This window comes from Chryseobacterium contaminans, assembly GCF_001684955.1.
Lineage (GTDB): Bacteria > Bacteroidota > Bacteroidia > Flavobacteriales > Weeksellaceae > Chryseobacterium > Chryseobacterium contaminans.
The window spans coordinates 1-17579 of sequence record NZ_MAYF01000223.1; the positions used below are offsets into that span (position 1 = coordinate 1).

Below are 17579 nucleotides of genomic sequence, written 5' to 3' on the forward strand. Positions count from 1 at the left end.
CTTCATTGTATATCTTTCTTGTTTATTAATTAATTTCTGATTTATGTTTTTGAGTAAACAAATTTAATGTTAAATAAGTAAGCAATTAGTATGCTATGTTTCAATTTTAACTAAAATTTAACGGCTATTATATCATTTTATACATTATGTCATAATTGTTAAGCCCTGAGTTAACAAAACTTAAAAAAAAATTAAATGAAATGTGACAGAATGTTTATTATAATAAGAACAATATAAAAAGTATTTTTCATTACTCATTACTCATTACTCATTACCCATGTCCGGGCTGTCAATTATCATTAGGTTGCTCAAAGGCCGTTAATTTGAAATTACTTATCTTTGCAAAAATATTTTTCTCACTTAAAACGTTTATAGCATGCAACTGTATAACACCTTAAGCGCAGAAGAAAGAGCTAGACTTATTGATGAAGCTGGTAAGGAACGTCTTACTTTATCTTTCTATGCGTACGCTAAAATTGAAGATCCCAAAAAATTTCGTGACGACTTATTTATAGCCTGGAACGCCCTTGATGCGCTTGGCCGTATTTATGTTGCCCATGAAGGAATTAATGCTCAGATGAGCGTTCCTGCAGATCAGTTTGAGGCTTTCCGCGATACGTTAGAAGTGTACGACTTTATGAAGGGAATTCGTTTGAATGTGGCAGTAGAACAAGACAATCACTCCTTTTTAAAGTTAACGATTAAAGTAAGACACAAAATTGTTGCGGACGGTCTTAATGACGATACTTTTGATGTAACCAATAAAGGAGTTCACTTGAAAGCTCAAGAGTTTAATAATATGCTTGAAGATCCTAACACAATTGTAGTTGACTTTAGAAATCACTACGAAAGTGAAGTAGGACACTTTGAAGGCGCTATTACTCCTGATGTGGAAAACTTCAGAGAAAGTTTACCAATCATCAATGAACAACTACAGGATTTCAAAGAAGATAAAAACTTATTGATGTATTGTACCGGAGGTATCCGTTGTGAAAAAGCCAGTGCATACTTCAAACATCAGGGGTTTAAAAATGTATTCCAGCTGGAAGGGGGAATTATTGAATATACCCGTCAGATTAAAGAAGAAGGAATAAAAAGTAAATTCATTGGTAAAAACTTTGTCTTCGACCATCGTTTAGGAGAAAGAATTACTGATGATATTATTGCACAATGTCACCAGTGTGGAAAACCTTGTGATAATCATACCAACTGTGCTAATGATGCCTGTCACCTTTTATTTATCCAGTGTGATGATTGTAAAGCAGCGATGGAAAACTGCTGTTCTACAGAATGTCTGGATACCATCCATTTACCTTGGGAGGAACAGGTGAAGCTAAGAAAAGGATTGCAGGTTGGGAATAAAGTCTTCAGAAAAGGAAAATCTGATGCTTTGAAGTTTAAAAACTCAGGAGATTTACCTAAAGCTCCATTAGCAAAAGCTGAAACTAAGAATATTCGTCAGAAAATTGCAGTTAAAAAAGTGTTGATTGGAAAAGCAGAGCATTATTTCTCAAAATCAAAGATCGGACAGTTTTTAATTGAAAATAAAGAGGTTTCAGTAGGAGATAAAGTATTAATTTCAGGGCCTACAACTGGTGAACAGGAATTTACAATTACACAGATCTACGCAAACGGAGGTCCTTGTGAAACGGCAAAACAAGGAGATCAGATTACTTTTGAAATTCCTTTCAGAGTTCGTCTGTCAGACAAATTGTATAAAATTCTTGAACCTGCTGAAAACGCATAAGGGATAAAGAAACTGTTCAGTAAAAATAATATGACAATTATGTTGAAAGCTGAGCTAAGAAAAAAATATATGCAACAAAGAAAAGCCTTGTCACATGATGAGGCTTTCTTGTTATCTGAAAAGATTTTTCAGAATTTTATTACTTACTTTAAACCTCATGCTGGGCAGAAGATCCATATTTTTATTCCCATTCAGAAGTTTAATGAAATTGATACTCAAATCTTCATTAATTATTTTTTAGCACAGAATATACGTGTTTATGTGCCTAAAATTGTTGCAGATAAACTGATTAATATTGAAGTTTTCAGCAATACACTATTTGAAACTAACAGTTGGGGGATTTCTGAGCCTGTTTCTAATGAAGATTCCGGAGAAGTTGATTTTCATTATGTGATTACCCCGCTTTTATACTGCGACCGAAACGGGAATAGGGTAGGATATGGAAAAGGTTTCTATGACGGACTTTTCCAGAGTATATCTCCTGAGACAAAAAAAATCGGAGTCAATTATTTTGACCCCGATGATTCTATTGATGATGTCTGGGAAAATGATATTCCCCTTGACTATTTGGTCACACCTACTGAAGTACTGTCTTTTTTAAGCGGCTTAGAATAAAAATCTAAAAAGTAAAACTTAAACTCCTTTTTCAACTTGGAGGTTGACAGTAATATGTATTGGGCATTTTTTTCAAAGCTACCCAAAGATTTATTCTTATCATCAAAATATTCTACATTAAATTTTGCATAGTCTAAGGTATCTTTTTTATAGAACTCTTTATAAACACTTAGTTCATTTACTTTTGCAGCCTTCACTTTCATGCTGTCAAGCTCCTTAAACATTCTTCTGAAGGTCAGAGAATCTGGTTTGTGGAAATAGCTTTCCATTTGGGAATAAATAAAGCTATCCACTTCAGTATTCCTGTTGCCGCTTACATAAAGGGTAGAGAGGTCAAGAAGTTCCTGAACTTTCTGTTTGGTAATAGAGTTGATAGCCTGCATGCTATCCATTTGTACAGCCGGGTAACTTTTTGTGTTGTTGCTGTTTCTTAGTTTATCTAGATCACTGGCTTCTGTTTTTTTATTACAGGCGGCAAATAAAGTCAGAAGTATAGTGAGTATTAAAAAATTATTTATTCTTTTCATCTGTAGTCGCAATTTTGAATTTAATGGATACGATCTTACCGTTGTCTTTTTTCATTTCTATTACATTCAGATTTTTGAGGGATGTAGTAGGAGTAGTAACGAGGGTGATATACTTTTGTTTGTCTATTTTTTCAATACCATAAGTGTTATTGTCGTACACCTGGTAGATAACAGCATTGTTGCTGATTAGATTTTCAAGCTGATTTCTTTTCTGTTTAATAAGAGCTACCTGTTCTTCAGAGTTTCCGGTAATATCTTTTCTTGAGAAATAATAAGCAGCCATCTTGTAATCATCCGGTTTAAGCTCAATTTTTTCTTCTTCAGGAGCATTTTCAAGGTTTCTGCTTACTTCCAGTGGCTCATAAAATGCTGCACTGATCTTCATCTTCAGGTTTTTATCCTTTGTTGAATAAGAAAAACATTCACCAGGTTTTATTTTATACATCAAAGGAGATTCATTTTCCTTGATCACCATAATGTCTAGGGTGTTTATAACAAAGGTTCCTCTGTCTTTATCAATAAAGCAATACGTATAAGTTTTTGAAAAAAGCACATCTTTGAACCCCAGCAAACCTGTTATGGCAATTAAAACGGAAGTAATAAGTGCCCATGCATTCTTTTTAAAGAAATTTTTCTTAGTAGGAATGGTTAAAACTTCAACTTCATTGTTTGTTATTGGTTTTTTATTAACTTCTTGATTTTCAGTATTTGTTTTTTGTAAATCAGGAATTTCGATAGGCTGTATTTCAACTTTTTTAGGCTGAATTTCTGTTTTTGGAAGTTCCGGAGCTGAAGAAACTGTTTTTTCCAATTCATTGATTTCCTCTTCTTCTAAATTTTCATTTTCCAGCAATAGTTCTCCAGCAAAAAGATGTTGCTTTTTAAATTCATACCATGAATCGTATCCCGCATAAATACTCAATAAATTGAGCATATCTATCCTTGGTAATTTAGTGACGGGTGATGTTTTGAAATAGGTGTAAAATGACTTTTCGCTGATGTTACCTTTTGCTTTTTTGCGCAGGTCTTCCTGAAAATATATGATATCTATACCCTTCCATTTAGATATGTCATCCTGCGAAGGGGTATATTCTTTTAAATATTGACCTTGGACATCCTTTTTTAGCTGTTCAAAGTGTAATAGATCTAAATCTGTCAATTTTTTTTAAAATAATTAAATTATTGATTATCAGTTATGTTTTTTTGTAAAACTATTTTACAAAGGTATTACAATTATTTTTCATAAACAAACTTTCTAACTGCTATACCTTTGTCTTGTTCAAATAACAGAACAGAAGAAAATTTATAAAACAATATTAACAAAATTAAATTTAATTTATTATGAAAAAGTCATTATTCGTAGCTGCTATCGCTGCAATCTCTCTAGTTGCTTGTAAAAAAACTGACGCTACAGCTACTGAAGGTACAACTGATTCTTCTGCTGCTGCTGTAGCTGATTCTGCTGCAACTGTAGTTGATTCTACTGCTAAAGTTGTTGATTCTGCTGCTACTACTGCTGTAGAAGCTACTAAAGATGCTGCTGCTGCTACTACTGCTGCTGGAGCTGAAGTTGCTAAAGATGCTGCTAAAGGTGCTGCTGACGCTGCTAAAGGTGCTGCTGATGCTGCTAAAGGAGCTGCTGACGCTGCTAAAGATGCTGCAAAAGACGCTGCTAAGAAATAATTTTAGCTTAAGCTTAAAAATAAAAGAACCGTTTCACCCAGTGAAACGGTTTTTTTGTGCTTTATGATTAAATGGGGATCAATCTTAAAAGTTGTGGACTAAACAAAAAGTCGAATTCATCTGAATAGAAAAATTTACCAATTAGAATCAACAGGTGTGGAAATAGGTTTTTCACGCAAAGTTTCATGTTTGCGTATGCTTTATTTTAAGTGAGCTAAGAAGGGATCGATTTTCAATCGATCTGAAGAAGCGAACGCATAGCCACAAAGTTTCATCAGCGACAAAGTCGCATTACTTAGCCTCCTAAAATAAAGTATTCGAATCACTAATTCTTTGCGTCTATAGAATTTAGAATAATCAATCGGTATTCAATGTTTTACCATGACTTTTGAGCATAAACCATTAAATGCCCCCTTTAACCTTCATAACAAACCTATGGTGGAGCAACCTTATATAAAATAATAGTTGATGCAAGACAATCTATCAAACATCAACTTAATATTATTTATCCTTTCTTTTGTCTTAAAGACTCATAACAGGTAATGGCCACCGCATTACTAAGATTTAATGAATCTATACTGCCAGCCATCGGAATCAAAGTATTTTTCCCTTTTCCAATCCAGAAATCACTTAACCCGGAATGTTCTGTCCCGAATAAGACGGCAGAACGCTGTGTGAAATCTCTTTTATAAAGATCTTCAGCTGTTTCATCCATCAATGTTGTATAAATGTTGAATTTGTTTTTCTGAAGAAATTCCAGCGTTTCTTCATTTTCTGCCTGATAAACTTCCATTCCGAAAAGACAACCAACGCTGGATCTGATAACATTCGGGTTATAAAAATCGGTTTTTCCATCGGCAACAATCAATGCATCAATACCAAAAGCCTCACAACTTCTCAAAATAGCTCCCAAATTACCCGGTTTTTCTACCCCTTCCACAATAATAACAGTGGAATTATCTTTTGGAACATAAGAAGAAAGAGGAGTTTCTTTTGCCTGATATACTCCGATAATCCCTTCTGAACTCCCTCTGTAAGCAATCTTTTCATAAACTTTATCACTTACATAGTGAATTCTTCCTTCGGGAAGTTGTTCTTTAAAGATATTTTCACAGATAAAGAATTCTACAGGCTGAAAATCATATTGTAACGCTCTTGCGTTTTCCTGTTGCCCTTCTACAACAAAAACCTTTGATTTTTTACGGAACCTGTTGTCAGTAAGTAGCTTAGTGACGTTTTTTATTTTTTCGTTTTGAAAACTTTCTATCAACATTTTGCAAAATTATGCAAAATTTATGATTGTACTTCGCTGCTTTTTATAAAAAGGTTCCTCCAGGTGATCTGAAATAGGCTCTTCGTCTTTTTTTTAAGATATATGACAATGATTATGATCAAAATTATGGATGAAAATTTATAAAGATTTCCATAAAGGTTTCCTGAAACATTCTCTGAAACATTGAATACTTCCCAATACAGATTCATGAAAAAATGTAGAAATACAGCGATCCAGATATTAAAATCCAGTTCAAAATATACCCAAGTGAAGAACACAGAACCCAAAAATGTAATGGCAAAAATCTCAAAAAGTTCTATTATATTTTGGCTCTGATATAGATGAACCTGTGCAAATAATAATGATCCAAAAAGAATGGATGAAAGAAATCCCAGCCTGGTAAACCTGTATAAAGTTCCTATAAGAAAGACTCTGAATATGAGTTCTTCAAAAAAAGCAGATGAGATGGTATTGATGAAAAGAGTTTCAAAATTGAATTTATTAACTGGTTTGAAATGGAAAATATATCCAATCAACATGGGTAGAGTTCCTATAAAAGCTAAAGTTAACCCTTTAATAGACGATTGGTTTAAAGAAAGTAAGTCAAGGATATTTTTTTTTGGAAATAAGATTTTCAGTGTAAGGATGATCGGAACTAAAGTAATGGAGTAGGCGAGTGCATGCGCTATAGCTTTACTGTGAAACAGCTCTTTAATAAAAGAAAGAATGCTTTTAAAATAATAGAGATCAAAGAAATAATACAGGATAAACCCTAAGATAAAGATTGAAAAGAAGCGAAAATTTTTACTCATGTTAATTATTTTGAGCAAAAATGTGGCTTTTCAGAATGGAGATCAATTGAATGTGATGAACATCAAGAAATAGTGACCAATGACAAACATTTATCTTTTAAGATGCTTTAGCCGGGGAATGATGATAGATATAAAGCTTCTTGATACAGGAATATCAAAATCCATTTCCGGGAGAATTAATTTGTAACTCTGAGCATTACCTTTTATGTTTTTTACTTTTTCAAGATTGACAATATAAGAACGATGGCATCTGTTGATTGTTTGCGTCTGCACCTGTTTCAATATATTGGATAAACTTATTCTGAGCCATATCTTTTTTACGGTATTGTTATCTAAATAGTAGAGTGTACAGTAATTTTCCATAGACTGAATACATATAAAATCGTTTTCAGGAATTTTCAATTCAGTAGTATTGACAGAAATAGTAAGAATCGTTTTTGTTAAGGTTAAAGGGGGTTCAATGGGTTGCGAAGTTGTATTTCTTACAGTATTCTCATGAGAGTTTTTTAAATAAATGTATCTTGATAAGATATAAATAGCAGAAATAGGTATTCCTACAGCTAAGGAATAAAGAAACATGTACCCATAGTTTTCAAAACTAAGTACCACATGGCTTATGAATAATGAATTATAAAAATAAGAAAGCACAGATCCCAGAATCAGAATCAAGAATATTTTTAAGAGCTCTGATGCAATATTCCAATCCTTGAATCGGGAGACACAAAGATTCGAAGCAAAAAATGCAGCTCCAAAAATAAGAGTATAGGGAAAGAGAATAAGGTATTTGTAAGGATGGTGAAAGTTTTCCGTACCAAAAGGCTGGAAGATAATCAGGAAAAGATATACCAAAACTCCTGCTGCTACAGAAGAAATTAATATCTCCTTAACTGATTTCGAGGTAGGATATGAGTAAGGTGTAAGGGAAAACATATCAATCGTTTTATAAAATTAATAGTTTGTTGTTCCCGAATGTTGATCTTGAATTTTCTTTGACGTAACCATCAAAACAATGTTTCCGAGTAACAGAGTGAAGCAACTTGCCATCCAAAGAAAATATCCAGGCCCATATCCTGTTATGGGAAATTTATGCCCAGCTTCATTTACAGTAATTTCTCCAACAGATAAATAACAAAAGGTGAGGCCAAATGCAATAAGGCTGATGACTGCTGATATTTTTACTTGCCTTAATAACAGAAAAAATACTCCGATAAATAGAAGAGGGTTAGCTATCCAGGCTATTCCGCCACCTTGCATTTCTGCCCAGCCCAACAGTGCGCAGGCAAGACCACTCATTTCATGTTCCTTTGCATATACTGCTGTGAAAGGAAGTGAAGCCAAATAGAGAATAAGACATATTAATAGGATGAGATTTGATTTTTTCATGGTGCTTTAATTTTTTATTCTATCAAATTACTATTGTCAATAAGGCTCTGAGGAAGATCCTTTTTATTTTTAATTCCCAGTGATTTCAGTTTTTGAGTTTGTATCACAAGGTTATCATTTCCCGTATAAAGTTGTTTGTAAGCATCGTTATAAACATTCTTGGCAAGGTCTAAATTACGGCCTACCTTTTCAAGATTATCCACAAAACCTACAAATTTGTCATACAGTCTCGCTCCTCTATCTGCAATTTCCAGAGCATTTTTGTTCTGGTATTCACGTTTCCATAGATCGGCAATCAGTTTTAAAGAAGTGATAAGGTTGCTTGGGTTTAATAATAGAATTCTTCTTTCATAGGCATAGTTCCAAAGGTTTTGGTCTGCCTGCATCGCTGCAATATAGGCAGGTTCACTTGGAATGAACATCATCACAAAATCCAGAGATTTCCCATAATCATCATAGGCTTTCTGGCTAAGCTGCATAATGTGATTTTTGATGGAACTTAAATGCTGATTCAGTTTCATGGTATAAATATCCTGATCTGTTTCATCTACCAGTTCTGTGAAAGCTGTAAGAGAAACTTTGGAATCAATAATCACATTTCTTTCATCCGGATATTTTACTACGGCATCCGGACGCATTTTTTTACCTGAAAATTCAGAGAATAGAGCTTTGTTGTCTTCATCACGAAGTTCATGTTCAAGGAAATATTCTCTTCCTTTTACCAATCCTGATTTTTCAAGAATACTTTCAAGGATCATTTCTCCCCAATTTCCCTGGGTTTTACTTTCACCTTTCAATGCTCTGGTTAGTTTTTTGGCATCTTCTGAGATCTGTTGGTTCAGTTCAGCGAGTTCCTTTACTTTTTCAGCAAGAGAGAAACGTTCTTTATTTTCCTTTTCATAGGCTTCATTCACCCTATTTTTTAAATCGGTGATTTTTTCCTGAAAAGGTTCAAGGATATTTTTTAAGTTGTTTTGATTTAAAGTCGTAAACTTTTCGGTTTTTTCCTCTAATATTTTATTGGCCAGGTTTTCAAATTGGAGTTTGGATTCTTCCTGTATTTTGGTGATCTCTTCTTTTTGGGTATTCAATGATTGCTGAAGACTGTCGTTCTGGGCAGAAAGCTCGGAATTTTTAGCAAAGAAATCCTGTTTTTCAGCAATAAGGGTTTCTATCTGAAAATCTTGTTTTAAAACTAATTGTTTTTGCTCCTGAAACTGACTGTTCAGTGAAGAATGTTGGGCAGAAAGCTTGGCAAATTCATTTTTCAGATCATTCAGAAGGTCCTGCTGCTGTATATTGAGTTCCTTTTCTTTATTGAGGCTCTGACTCAGCTCCTGAATTTTTGTGTTTGAATTTTCAAGGTCTGATTTGTTTTTAATGTGCAGGAAATTTAACTCATCATAAGCGCTTCTTGAAACCATAGATGATTTCAGGGCAAAATATAAAATAATGGCTCCGAGGGCTCCACCAACAATACATCCAATAAGTAAATAAGTCATCTCCATTCTTCAAAATTAGGAAAAAAGGCTGGAAGTTAATACGGGGTAATGAATTTCAAGAGGGCGTTTCAGATCATAATCGGTTATTCTTATATCATGCTGAAAAACCTCGACTTCCTTTCTTCAACCAGAATCCCTATATTTATGGGAAATTTTAGAAATAGTATGAATATCTTATTGGTAGAAGACGATCAGAGAATTAGCAGTTTCCTATTGAAAGGACTTTCTGAAGCCGGCTATACGATGACGCTTGCAGACTCTGGTGAAAAAGCCAGAGAAATTCTTCATACCTATGATTTTGATATTATATTAATGGATATTATGCTTCCGGGTCTGGATGGAATGCAGCTTACACAAATCATCAGGTTCAAAGGAAATTATACCCCAATCCTTGTTTTAAGTGCATTGAACAGTCCGGATGATAAAATCAAAATGCTGGATCTTGGGGCGGATGATTATTTATCCAAACCGTTTCATTTTGAAGAACTGATCTCAAGGATCAAAGCATTGACAAGACGGAATAAACTGAGTTATCAAAAAGAAGATAATCAACTGTCTTGTGGTAATATTACAGTTGATACAGATCTTCATAAAGTAACCCAAAATGATAAGGAGATTGAATTTTCTCCTACTGAATACAAACTTTTTACTTTCCTGATGGAGAATAAAAATAAAGTGTTGAGCAGAACCCAGATCCTGCATAATGTCTGGGGAATAGATTTTGACAGTTCAACCAATGTGGTAGACGTGTATATTTCCTATGTTCGTAATAAAATTGATGAATCTGAACAGAAAATTATTCATACCGTTAAGGGAACAGGATATTTAATTAAAGATTAGAATGACTCTTCGGAACAGGTTTACTCTTATTTCAAGCCTTTCGTTCGGCATTGTTTCTATCATCACATCTGCGGTGATATTTTTTGCCTATTATGACAGTACGAAGATCTTTTATTTTGAAAAACTTAGGAATACAGCTCTGATTTCTGCCATTTATTATCTTGAAAAAGATGAATTGCCCAAGGACAGGCACGCTCAAATTAAGCAGGAATATAAAAATCTTATTCAGAATAATCAGGTAGCAGTTTATAATCAGAATAATGAAGTAACCTTTGGACAAAATCTGAATGATAAAAATATCCGGCCGTCTCATTTACAGGCTGCCAGAAATAACAAAGGAACTCAGTTTATGTCTGATAATCAGTTCTACTATGGGATTTTCTATCCTGATAACCAGGGAGACTTTGTGGTTTTTGTAAAATCGCCGAATGATTCATTTCAATCGCAGATCTGGAGGTTAGCGATTATTATGCTTTCTGTTTTGATTATCGGGTTGATGGCTATTTATTTCTTAAGCCGCTATCTTTCAAAAGTAGTGTATAAACCTATTTCTAATGTAGTGGAGAGAATCAATAAAGTAGAGTATAATAATATTTCTACTGGAATTACATCTACCAATACCAATGATGAAATTGAGGATCTGATTAAATCTTACAATAAATTATTGGGTAGAATTTCTGAAAATGTATTGTTACAACAGAATTTTATCAATTATGTTTCCCACGAATTTAAAACTCCGTTAGCCGCTATTTCCGGAAACCTTGAAGTATTTGCACAAAAAGACAGAACTCCCGAAGAATATAAAAAAGTAGCTAAAGAATCCCTGGACAATGTCTATGAGATTGAAAATATTCTCAATAATCTCCTTTTGATGTCCGGGATGACGAAACTGGAATCTTCCCACAAACAGGTAAGAGTAGATGAATTGATCTGGAAGATTTATGAAAAACTGGATGCCAAGGCCAAAGAAAACAATTCTGCCATTAAGATCCAGCTTCAGGTAACAAAACCTTCTTTACTGGAGTTTCCGGGTAATGAAACCCTTTTATATCTGGCATTATATAATATTGTTGAAAATGCCATTAAATATTCCTTTGGGCAGCCTGTGGAAATCATTTTATCCGAAAATGAAGACCAGTTGAATATTGTGGTGAAAGATCAGGGAAAGGGGATTCCTGCAGATGACCTTGCTAAAATTACAGACACCTTTTACAGAGGAAAGAACGTGGATGGAATTAAAGGAAGCGGCATCGGGTTATCTTTATCCAGAAATATTTTTGATCATCATAATATTTCAATGAGAATTGATTCTCAGGTAGATGTGGGGACGAGTGTTCTGCTTGTTTTTCCTTTTCATTTTTAATTTCCTACAGATTTTCACAAATGTTCGTGGATAAGCATTTTGCGAAGTATAATTGTGTCATTTGTGAAAAGTATTCGTGCAGTTTGTGTTAAAAAAGATCTGCATAATTTCCCTAATCTGCGAGAGCTGAAAATAAATCCCAACCTATTCTAATCAAACTCTAATGTTGGCCTAATTGAATTTTAATTTCATTCGAAATTGGCTCTAATATTAGGAGAATAGCTTTGTGGTCTTAAAATAAGAGACCTTGAAGAAGATTTTTTTTACACTATTTTATATTCATTGTTTTAGTTTCTTTTCTGCACAGGCTTCAGATACTTTGAAGATCAGCAGAAAGGAGGCTGAAACGATTTTCCTTGCCAATAACCTGGATATTATTGCTCAAAAATTAGAAATTTCCCAGGCAGAAGCAAGAGCTCTTCAGGCTAAATACTGGCCTAATCCTAAGTTAAGCATAAGCGAAGTTAATCTCTGGAGAACTTATGATATTGAAGAACAGCCTGCATTGATTGGAAACTGGGGAAAGAACACCCAGATCTCTGCCGAAATAGAACAGGTGATTCAGACCGCAGGGAAGCGAAGAAAAAATATTGAATTACAGAAAATTGAGGTAGAGGGCGAAAAATACGAATTACAGGAAGTTCTACGCGAACTCAAAAAGACTTTAAGAAATTCAATGACTGAGATTCTGTATAATCAGGAGCAGCAAAAGGTTTATCAGAATCAGATCGCTTCTATTGAAAAACTAACGAAATCTTATAACAACCAACTAAATCTTGGAAATATCAGTAAGGCTGAATATATCCGTTTAAAGGCGCAGGAAATTGAATTCAAGAAAAAGCTTGTGTCATTGAAGCAGGAAATAGAAGATCAGCAGGTCGAACTGAAAGCTTTATTAATGATCCCGCCCCATTCTTATCTGGTCATTTCAGATTCATTTACCATGCCGGAGAAACAGCTTTCAGAAATTGAACTTACTCAATGGCTTGAAAAAGCAAAAGAAAACCGTCCTGATATCATGATTGCTAAGAATAAAGAAAAACATGCTGCTAAAAATCTTGAAATTCAGAATGCGATGAAAACTCCGGATGTCGCTGTTTCTATTGGCTATGACCGTGGTGGAAATATTATGAAAGATTTTATCGGATTAGGTGTTTCAGTAGATCTTCCCATTTTCGACAGAAACAAAGGAAATATACAGGAAGCAAAGCTTGAAATTGAGAAAAGTAAAAATGAAACCCATAAAAATCAATTGAAATCTGAGAATGAGATTGTTTCCGTTTTCAGAAACTACATCCGTACCCAACAGGTTTCAGAAGAAATTGATGAAGCCTATGAATCTACCTTGGATGGTTTATTGGTAAGTCATGAGAAAAACTTCAGACTCAGAAATATCAGTATGCTGGAATACATGGATTTTCTTGATACTTATATCGGCAATAAGATGATTATTCTGGATACCAAAAAAGAGCTTAATCAATATTATGAGAACCTGCAATATGTTGTTGGACAGGATTTATAAACCATTCTTAAGCATGACCTTAAAAAATATGAACATCTACTTATGAAAATGAACACTACTAAATATATCGCTGGAATGTATCTATCCGCCCTGGTAATACTTACGGGCTGTAAAGATGAAAAATCAATGAATGAAACGGACAAAGGTTATTGCATCAGTACGGAACTTAAAAAAGATATTAAGCTGGCTAAAGCAGAAATGCTTCCCATTGAAGAAAGTATCACGCTTACCGGAGAAGTGGAAAGTAATTCTGATAAAACAGTTCCCTTTGTAAGCCTTGTGGATGGAGTAGTTACTGATACTTATTTTTCCCTTGGAGATTATGTGAAAAAAGGACAGGTTCTGGCTTCTGTAAAAAGTACAGCAGTTAATGAAATGCAGGATGACACCCAGACATTACAGGCTCAGCTTGCTGTAGCTAAAAGAAAGCTGGCCTCTGTAGAAGCAATGTATAAAGATGATATTGCCTCTCAGAAAGATCTTCAGGAAGCAAGAGCTGAAGTAACGATTCTTCAGTCTAATATCTCTAAGACGCAAAAGAATATGCAGCTGTATTCTGCAGGAGGAAGTACATTACAGATTAAAGCGCCCGCAGATGGTTATGTAATCAGTAAGAATATTTCTAAAGGAATGCCTGTAACTGCCGGTGGAGATCAGCTTTTTACCATTTCTAATCTTGATAAAGTTTGGGTGATGGCGAATGTGTATGCTACCAATATGAGACATGTATATGTAGATCAGCCGGTAGTGGTAAAAACTTTAGCGTATCCGGATGATAGTTTTCCAGGAAAGATCAACAATATTTCCCAGGTTTTTAATGAAAATGAAAGAGTATTGAAGGCCAAAATCATTATGGATAACAACGGAATGAAGTTAAGACCAGGGATGTCTGCAGATGTTGTTTTACCTGTTAATGCTCAAAATAAAAGTGCTTTAGCTATTCCTGCGAAAGCTTTGATATTTGATAATAACCAAAGTTATGTGGTCGTATATAAAAAAGACTGCGAGCTTGAAATAAGACCTGTAACGGAAATAGCTTCTAACAGTCAATATATATATGTAGAAGGAAATCTAAAGCAAGGTGAAAATGTAATTGCTTCCAACGGATTGTTGATTTATGAGAATCTGAAAAACCAATTAAATACCTCTAAGAAGTAATGCGAAAATTTGTACAGAATATAGTTTCTTTCTCTTTAAAAAACTCACTGATCGTTCTTTTAGGAACTTTCTTGTTGCTGGCTGGAGGAATCTATTCTTATATACACACTCCCATTGAGGCATTTCCGGATGTTACCAATACCAGAGTGAGAGTCATTACCCAATGGCCGGGAAGAAGTGCTGAAGAGATAGAGAAATTTGTCACATTGCCCATTTCAAAAGAAATGAATGCCATTCCGAATAAAACTTCGGTAAGGTCTATTTCCCTGTTTGGATTATCGGTGGTTACTGTGATTTTTGATGACCATGTCAATGATTTTTATGCACAGCAATATGCTTCCAATAAACTCGGTAATGTAGATCTTCCTTCCGGGGCAGAATATAGCATAGAACCGCCGTCAGGAGCTACCGGCGAAATTTACCGCTATATTATTAAAAGTAAATTACCCATTAAAGAAGTCACGGCGATTCAGGATTGGGTGGTTGAAAGAGAACTGTTGGCAGTTCCCGGTGTTGCTGATGTGGTAAGCTTTGGTGGTGAAGAAAAAACATATGAAATAAAAATTAATCCTACAGAATTACACAATTATGACCTTTCCCCCCTGGATGTGTATGAAGCAGTTTCGAAGAGTAATATTAATGTAGGTGGTGATGTAGTGGCAAAAGGAGATCAGGCGTATGTAGTGCGGGGGATTGGTCTTTTGGAAAAGAAGGAAGATATTGAAAATATTCAGATTGAAGTAAAAGGTTCTACTCCTATTTTGGTAAAACACGTTGCTGAAGTAAAAGTATCGGCAAAACCGAGATTGGGACAGGTAGGATATAATAAAGAAAATGATGTAGTAGAAGGAATTGTTATCATGCTTCGTGGAGAAAATCCAAGCGAAGTCATTGCAAGACTTAAAGACAGAATAGAGGAATTAAATGGTGGAGAATTACCGGGAGATGTTCAGATTGTTCCGATCATTGACCGTACAGAACTGGTGAATACAACGGTTCACACTGTTTCCAAAAACCTGATTGAAGGAGTTATTCTGGTTTCTATTATTGTATTCATTTTCCTGTATAACTGGAGAACAACATTTATTGTAGCATCAGTAATTCCATTGGCTTTCCTTTTCGCGATTATTATGTTGAAAATCCAGGGGCTTCCGGCGAACCTTATTTCCATGGGAGCATTAGACTTTGGACTTTTGCTGGAAGGAACACTCGTCATCGTGGAACATGTATTTGTTGCCCTCGAATTGAAGGCGAAAAAGATTGGACTCCGAAGGTTTAATAAAATTTCCAAGCTTGGAATCATCAAGAAGAGTGCAGGAAGTGTGGCAAGCTATATTTTCTTTGCCTTATTAATTCTTATTGTAGCCTTGATGCCGATTTTCTCTTTCCAGAAAGTAGAAGGAAAAATGTTCTCACCTTTAGCATTTACCCTTGGATATGCATTGTTAGGTTCATTAATATTAAGTTTAACCTATGTTCCGGCCATGTGTAAGCTTTTATTAACCAAAAATATTGAGGAAAAAGAGAACTTTATTTCAAGATTCTTCAGGGTGAACATTTATAGAATTTATGAATTCAGTGTTCGACATAAAAAAGGTTTCATCATTGGTTTTGTAACATTACTTGCTGTATGTGGATGGAAATTTTCAAACTATGGCTCAGAATTTTTGCCTAAGCTGAATGAAGGAGCCATCTATGTGCGTGCCACACTGCCGAATAGTGTCAATCTGGATGAATCCGTAAGGCTCACCAAAGAGATGAAGGAGATTCTCATGAAATACGATGAAGTGAAGTTCGTAATGACCCAAACCGGGCGTCCTAACGATGGAACAGACCCCACTGGATTTTTTAATATTGAATTTAATATCCAGCTGAAACCGGAACATGAATGGAAAAAGAAAATTTCCAAAGAAGAACTTCTTGAACAAATGAGGGTTTCTCTTGAAAAATATCCGGGAATCAATTTTGGATTCAGTCAGCCTATTCAGGATAACGTAGAAGAATATGTGGCTGGAGTAAAGGCACCATTGGTTATTAAAATATTTGGGAATGATTTATTCCAGCTTGAAAATTATGCAAATCAGGTAGCTAATTCCATCAGAACTGTTCCTGGGATTTCAGATGTGAATGTCTTTAAAAATATCGGACTTCCGGAACTCAGAATACAGCTTCATGATTCCAAAATGGCAAAATATGGAGTTTCCACAGCAGATGCCCAGGCGGTTATTGAAATGACGATTGGAGGGCAGGCCGCTACCAAGTTTTATGAAGAAGAGAGAATGTTTGATGTGATGCTCAGATTCGAAAAAGAATACCGTGACACTCCTGAAAAAATGGGAGATATTCTGATTCCGACTCAGGATAATAAAAAAGTACCATTGAAAGAAATTGCCACCATTGATTATCATACGGGGCCCTCATTCATTTATCGTGAAGGAAACAGCAGATATATTGGGGTAGGATTCAATATTGAAGGGCGTGATCTTGGAAGTACCATTAAAGAAGCCAAAGAAAAAGTAGATAAAGAAGTGAAGCTTCCTAAAAACCATAAAATGACATGGGCTGGTGAATTTGAAAGTAAAGAAAGAGCAGCCAAACAGCTTGCCATGGTAGTACCTATTTCTCTTGTGCTTATCCTGATGTTATTATATTTCAATTTCGGGAATATAAAAGATACCTTGATCTCTTCCATTACATTAGCCTTTGCATTCATAGGAGGGTTCTTATCCCTTTGGTTCACAGGAACCATCTTTGGAATCTCAGCAGGGATCGGGTTTATTATCCTTTTTGGTGTAGCTACCATTGACGGGATTGTTCTGATTGGAGTGATGAAAGAAAATCTTCAGAACAGAATGTCCCTTAAAGAATCCATTTCAGAAGGTGTAAAAAGCAGGATCCGTCCGGTCGTAATGATTGCACTGATGGGATCTATGGGACTTCTTCCGGCAGCCATGTCCAACGGAATGGGTTCTGAAATCCAAAAACCTTTAGCCATTATGATTGTAGGTGGATTAATTATCTGTATGCTGCTGTCATTTACCATATTACCGATTGTGTTCTATTATGCTTATCGTAAAAAGCATAAAGAAACAATGTAGTTTCTTTTTATTTGTTCATTATTTGGCCGGGATCCATGAGGAAGATCCCGGCCTTT

16 protein-coding genes are annotated in these 17579 nt (G+C 35.0%); 9 read left to right on the forward strand and 7 right to left on the reverse strand.

The window, feature by feature from the left end; genetic code table 11:
- Positions 1-376 precede the first annotated feature (376 nt).
- Both trhO and BBH99_RS11985 read left to right on the forward strand, forming a co-directional pair.
- The gene (trhO, locus tag BBH99_RS11980) at positions 377-1747 is read left to right on the forward strand and encodes an oxygen-dependent tRNA uridine(34) hydroxylase TrhO (protein WP_066695851.1); all 1371 of its coding nucleotides are present in this window, start codon (positions 377-379) and stop codon (positions 1745-1747) included.
- Between the two features lie 39 nt (positions 1748-1786).
- The gene (locus tag BBH99_RS11985; protein WP_066695853.1) at positions 1787-2362 is read left to right on the forward strand and encodes a 5-formyltetrahydrofolate cyclo-ligase; all 576 of its coding nucleotides are present in this window, start codon (positions 1787-1789) and stop codon (positions 2360-2362) included.
- On the opposite strand, the gene BBH99_RS11990 is transcribed toward BBH99_RS11985, so the two are convergent.
- Both BBH99_RS11990 and BBH99_RS11995 read right to left on the reverse strand, forming a co-directional pair.
- Positions 2311-2889 carry a hypothetical protein gene (locus BBH99_RS11990; RefSeq protein WP_066695855.1) on the reverse strand — a complete coding sequence of 193 codons (579 nt, stop codon included), beginning with the start codon at positions 2887-2889 and terminating at the stop codon, positions 2311-2313. The two genes, BBH99_RS11985 and BBH99_RS11990, sit on opposite strands and share 52 nt — an antisense overlap.
- The gene (locus tag BBH99_RS11995; RefSeq protein WP_066695863.1) at positions 2873-4048 is read right to left on the reverse strand and encodes a hypothetical protein; all 1176 of its coding nucleotides are present in this window, start codon (positions 4046-4048) and stop codon (positions 2873-2875) included. The genes BBH99_RS11990 and BBH99_RS11995 overlap by 17 nt, the downstream gene beginning before the upstream one ends.
- Positions 4049-4230: 182 nt before the next feature.
- On the opposite strand from BBH99_RS11995, the gene BBH99_RS12000 reads away from it, so the two are divergent.
- Positions 4231-4572 (forward strand): hypothetical protein, encoded by a 342-nt coding sequence (locus BBH99_RS12000; protein ID WP_066695867.1) that lies wholly within the window; start codon positions 4231-4233, stop codon positions 4570-4572.
- Between the two features lie 505 nt (positions 4573-5077).
- Here BBH99_RS12000 and BBH99_RS12005 read toward each other — a convergent pair.
- Both BBH99_RS12005 and BBH99_RS23060 read right to left on the reverse strand, forming a co-directional pair.
- The gene (locus BBH99_RS12005; RefSeq protein ID WP_066695870.1) at positions 5078-5845 is read right to left on the reverse strand and encodes a TrmH family RNA methyltransferase; all 768 of its coding nucleotides are present in this window, start codon (positions 5843-5845) and stop codon (positions 5078-5080) included.
- A 20-nt stretch (positions 5846-5865) separates the two neighbouring features.
- The gene (locus BBH99_RS23060; RefSeq protein ID WP_394363556.1) at positions 5866-6321 is read right to left on the reverse strand and encodes a CPBP family intramembrane glutamic endopeptidase; all 456 of its coding nucleotides are present in this window, start codon (positions 6319-6321) and stop codon (positions 5866-5868) included.
- Here BBH99_RS23060 and BBH99_RS22770 point away from each other — a divergent pair.
- The gene (locus BBH99_RS22770; RefSeq protein ID WP_228390798.1) at positions 6221-6517 is read left to right on the forward strand and encodes a hypothetical protein; all 297 of its coding nucleotides are present in this window, start codon (positions 6221-6223) and stop codon (positions 6515-6517) included. The genes BBH99_RS23060 and BBH99_RS22770 overlap by 101 nt on opposite strands.
- A 230-nt stretch (positions 6518-6747) precedes the next feature.
- Here the strand turns inward: BBH99_RS22770 and BBH99_RS12015 are convergent, their stop codons facing one another.
- From BBH99_RS12015 to rmuC, 3 genes are read right to left on the reverse strand one after another with little or no spacing between them, the layout of a single operon-like run.
- Positions 6748-7587 (reverse strand): LytR/AlgR family response regulator transcription factor, encoded by an 840-nt coding sequence (locus BBH99_RS12015; RefSeq protein WP_066695876.1) that lies wholly within the window; start codon positions 7585-7587, stop codon positions 6748-6750.
- 18 nt (positions 7588-7605) lie between these two features.
- Positions 7606-8040 carry a hypothetical protein gene (locus BBH99_RS12020; protein ID WP_066695884.1) on the reverse strand — a complete coding sequence of 145 codons (435 nt, stop codon included), beginning with the start codon at positions 8038-8040 and terminating at the stop codon, positions 7606-7608.
- Between the two features lie 14 nt (positions 8041-8054).
- Complete coding sequence (gene rmuC, locus BBH99_RS12025) at positions 8055-9548, reverse strand: DNA recombination protein RmuC (protein WP_394333769.1); 1494 nt, start codon at positions 9546-9548, stop codon at positions 8055-8057.
- Between the two features lie 159 nt (positions 9549-9707).
- On the opposite strand from rmuC, the gene BBH99_RS12030 reads away from it, so the two are divergent.
- The 5 genes from BBH99_RS12030 to BBH99_RS12050 all read left to right on the forward strand — a co-directional run bounded on the left by BBH99_RS12030 (position 9708) and on the right by BBH99_RS12050 (position 17523).
- Positions 9708-10382, forward strand: coding sequence for a response regulator transcription factor (locus BBH99_RS12030; RefSeq protein ID WP_066696085.1), 675 nt, complete (start codon positions 9708-9710; stop codon positions 10380-10382).
- Position 10383: 1 nt separating this feature from the next.
- Positions 10384-11745, forward strand: a complete 1362-nt coding sequence (locus BBH99_RS12035) for a sensor histidine kinase (protein ID WP_066695887.1) — start codon at positions 10384-10386, stop codon at positions 11743-11745.
- A gap of 247 nt (positions 11746-11992) precedes the next feature.
- A complete protein-coding gene (locus BBH99_RS12040; RefSeq protein ID WP_066695894.1) occupies positions 11993-13267 on the forward strand; it encodes a TolC family protein in 1275 nt (424 codons plus the stop codon).
- 48 nt (positions 13268-13315) lie between these two features.
- Complete coding sequence (locus BBH99_RS12045; RefSeq protein ID WP_228390799.1) at positions 13316-14425, forward strand: efflux RND transporter periplasmic adaptor subunit; 1110 nt, start codon at positions 13316-13318, stop codon at positions 14423-14425.
- Positions 14425-17523: an efflux RND transporter permease subunit gene (locus BBH99_RS12050; protein ID WP_066695898.1), complete on the forward strand. Its 3099-nt coding sequence runs from the start codon at positions 14425-14427 to the stop codon at positions 17521-17523. The genes BBH99_RS12045 and BBH99_RS12050 overlap by 1 nt, the downstream gene beginning before the upstream one ends.
- Positions 17524-17579: the final 56 nt, after the last annotated feature.

Bases quoted from the DNA above. Each gene is read 5' to 3' on its own strand.
- BBH99_RS11985 (WP_066695853.1), top strand. From the start codon at position 1,787: ATGTTGAAAGCTGAGCTAAGAAAAAAATATATGCAACAAAGAAAAGCC.
- BBH99_RS12015 (WP_066695876.1), bottom strand. From the start codon at position 7,587: ATGTTTTCCCTTACACCTTACTCATATCCTACCTCGAAATCAGTTAAG.
- BBH99_RS22770 (WP_228390798.1), top strand. From the start codon at position 6,221: ATGGATGAAAGAAATCCCAGCCTGGTAAACCTGTATAAAGTTCCTATA.
- BBH99_RS12035 (WP_066695887.1), top strand. From the start codon at position 10,384: ATGACTCTTCGGAACAGGTTTACTCTTATTTCAAGCCTTTCGTTCGGC.
- BBH99_RS12005 (WP_066695870.1), bottom strand. From the start codon at position 5,845: ATGTTGATAGAAAGTTTTCAAAACGAAAAAATAAAAAACGTCACTAAG.
- BBH99_RS12045 (WP_228390799.1), top strand. From the start codon at position 13,316: ATGAACACTACTAAATATATCGCTGGAATGTATCTATCCGCCCTGGTA.
- BBH99_RS12050 (WP_066695898.1), top strand. From the start codon at position 14,425: ATGCGAAAATTTGTACAGAATATAGTTTCTTTCTCTTTAAAAAACTCA.
- BBH99_RS11990 (WP_066695855.1), bottom strand. From the start codon at position 2,889: ATGAAAAGAATAAATAATTTTTTAATACTCACTATACTTCTGACTTTA.
- BBH99_RS12020 (WP_066695884.1), bottom strand. From the start codon at position 8,040: ATGAAAAAATCAAATCTCATCCTATTAATATGTCTTATTCTCTATTTG.
- BBH99_RS12000 (WP_066695867.1), top strand. From the start codon at position 4,231: ATGAAAAAGTCATTATTCGTAGCTGCTATCGCTGCAATCTCTCTAGTT.
- trhO (WP_066695851.1), top strand. From the start codon at position 377: ATGCAACTGTATAACACCTTAAGCGCAGAAGAAAGAGCTAGACTTATT.
- rmuC (WP_394333769.1), bottom strand. From the start codon at position 9,548: ATGGAGATGACTTATTTACTTATTGGATGTATTGTTGGTGGAGCCCTC.
- BBH99_RS12030 (WP_066696085.1), top strand. From the start codon at position 9,708: ATGAATATCTTATTGGTAGAAGACGATCAGAGAATTAGCAGTTTCCTA.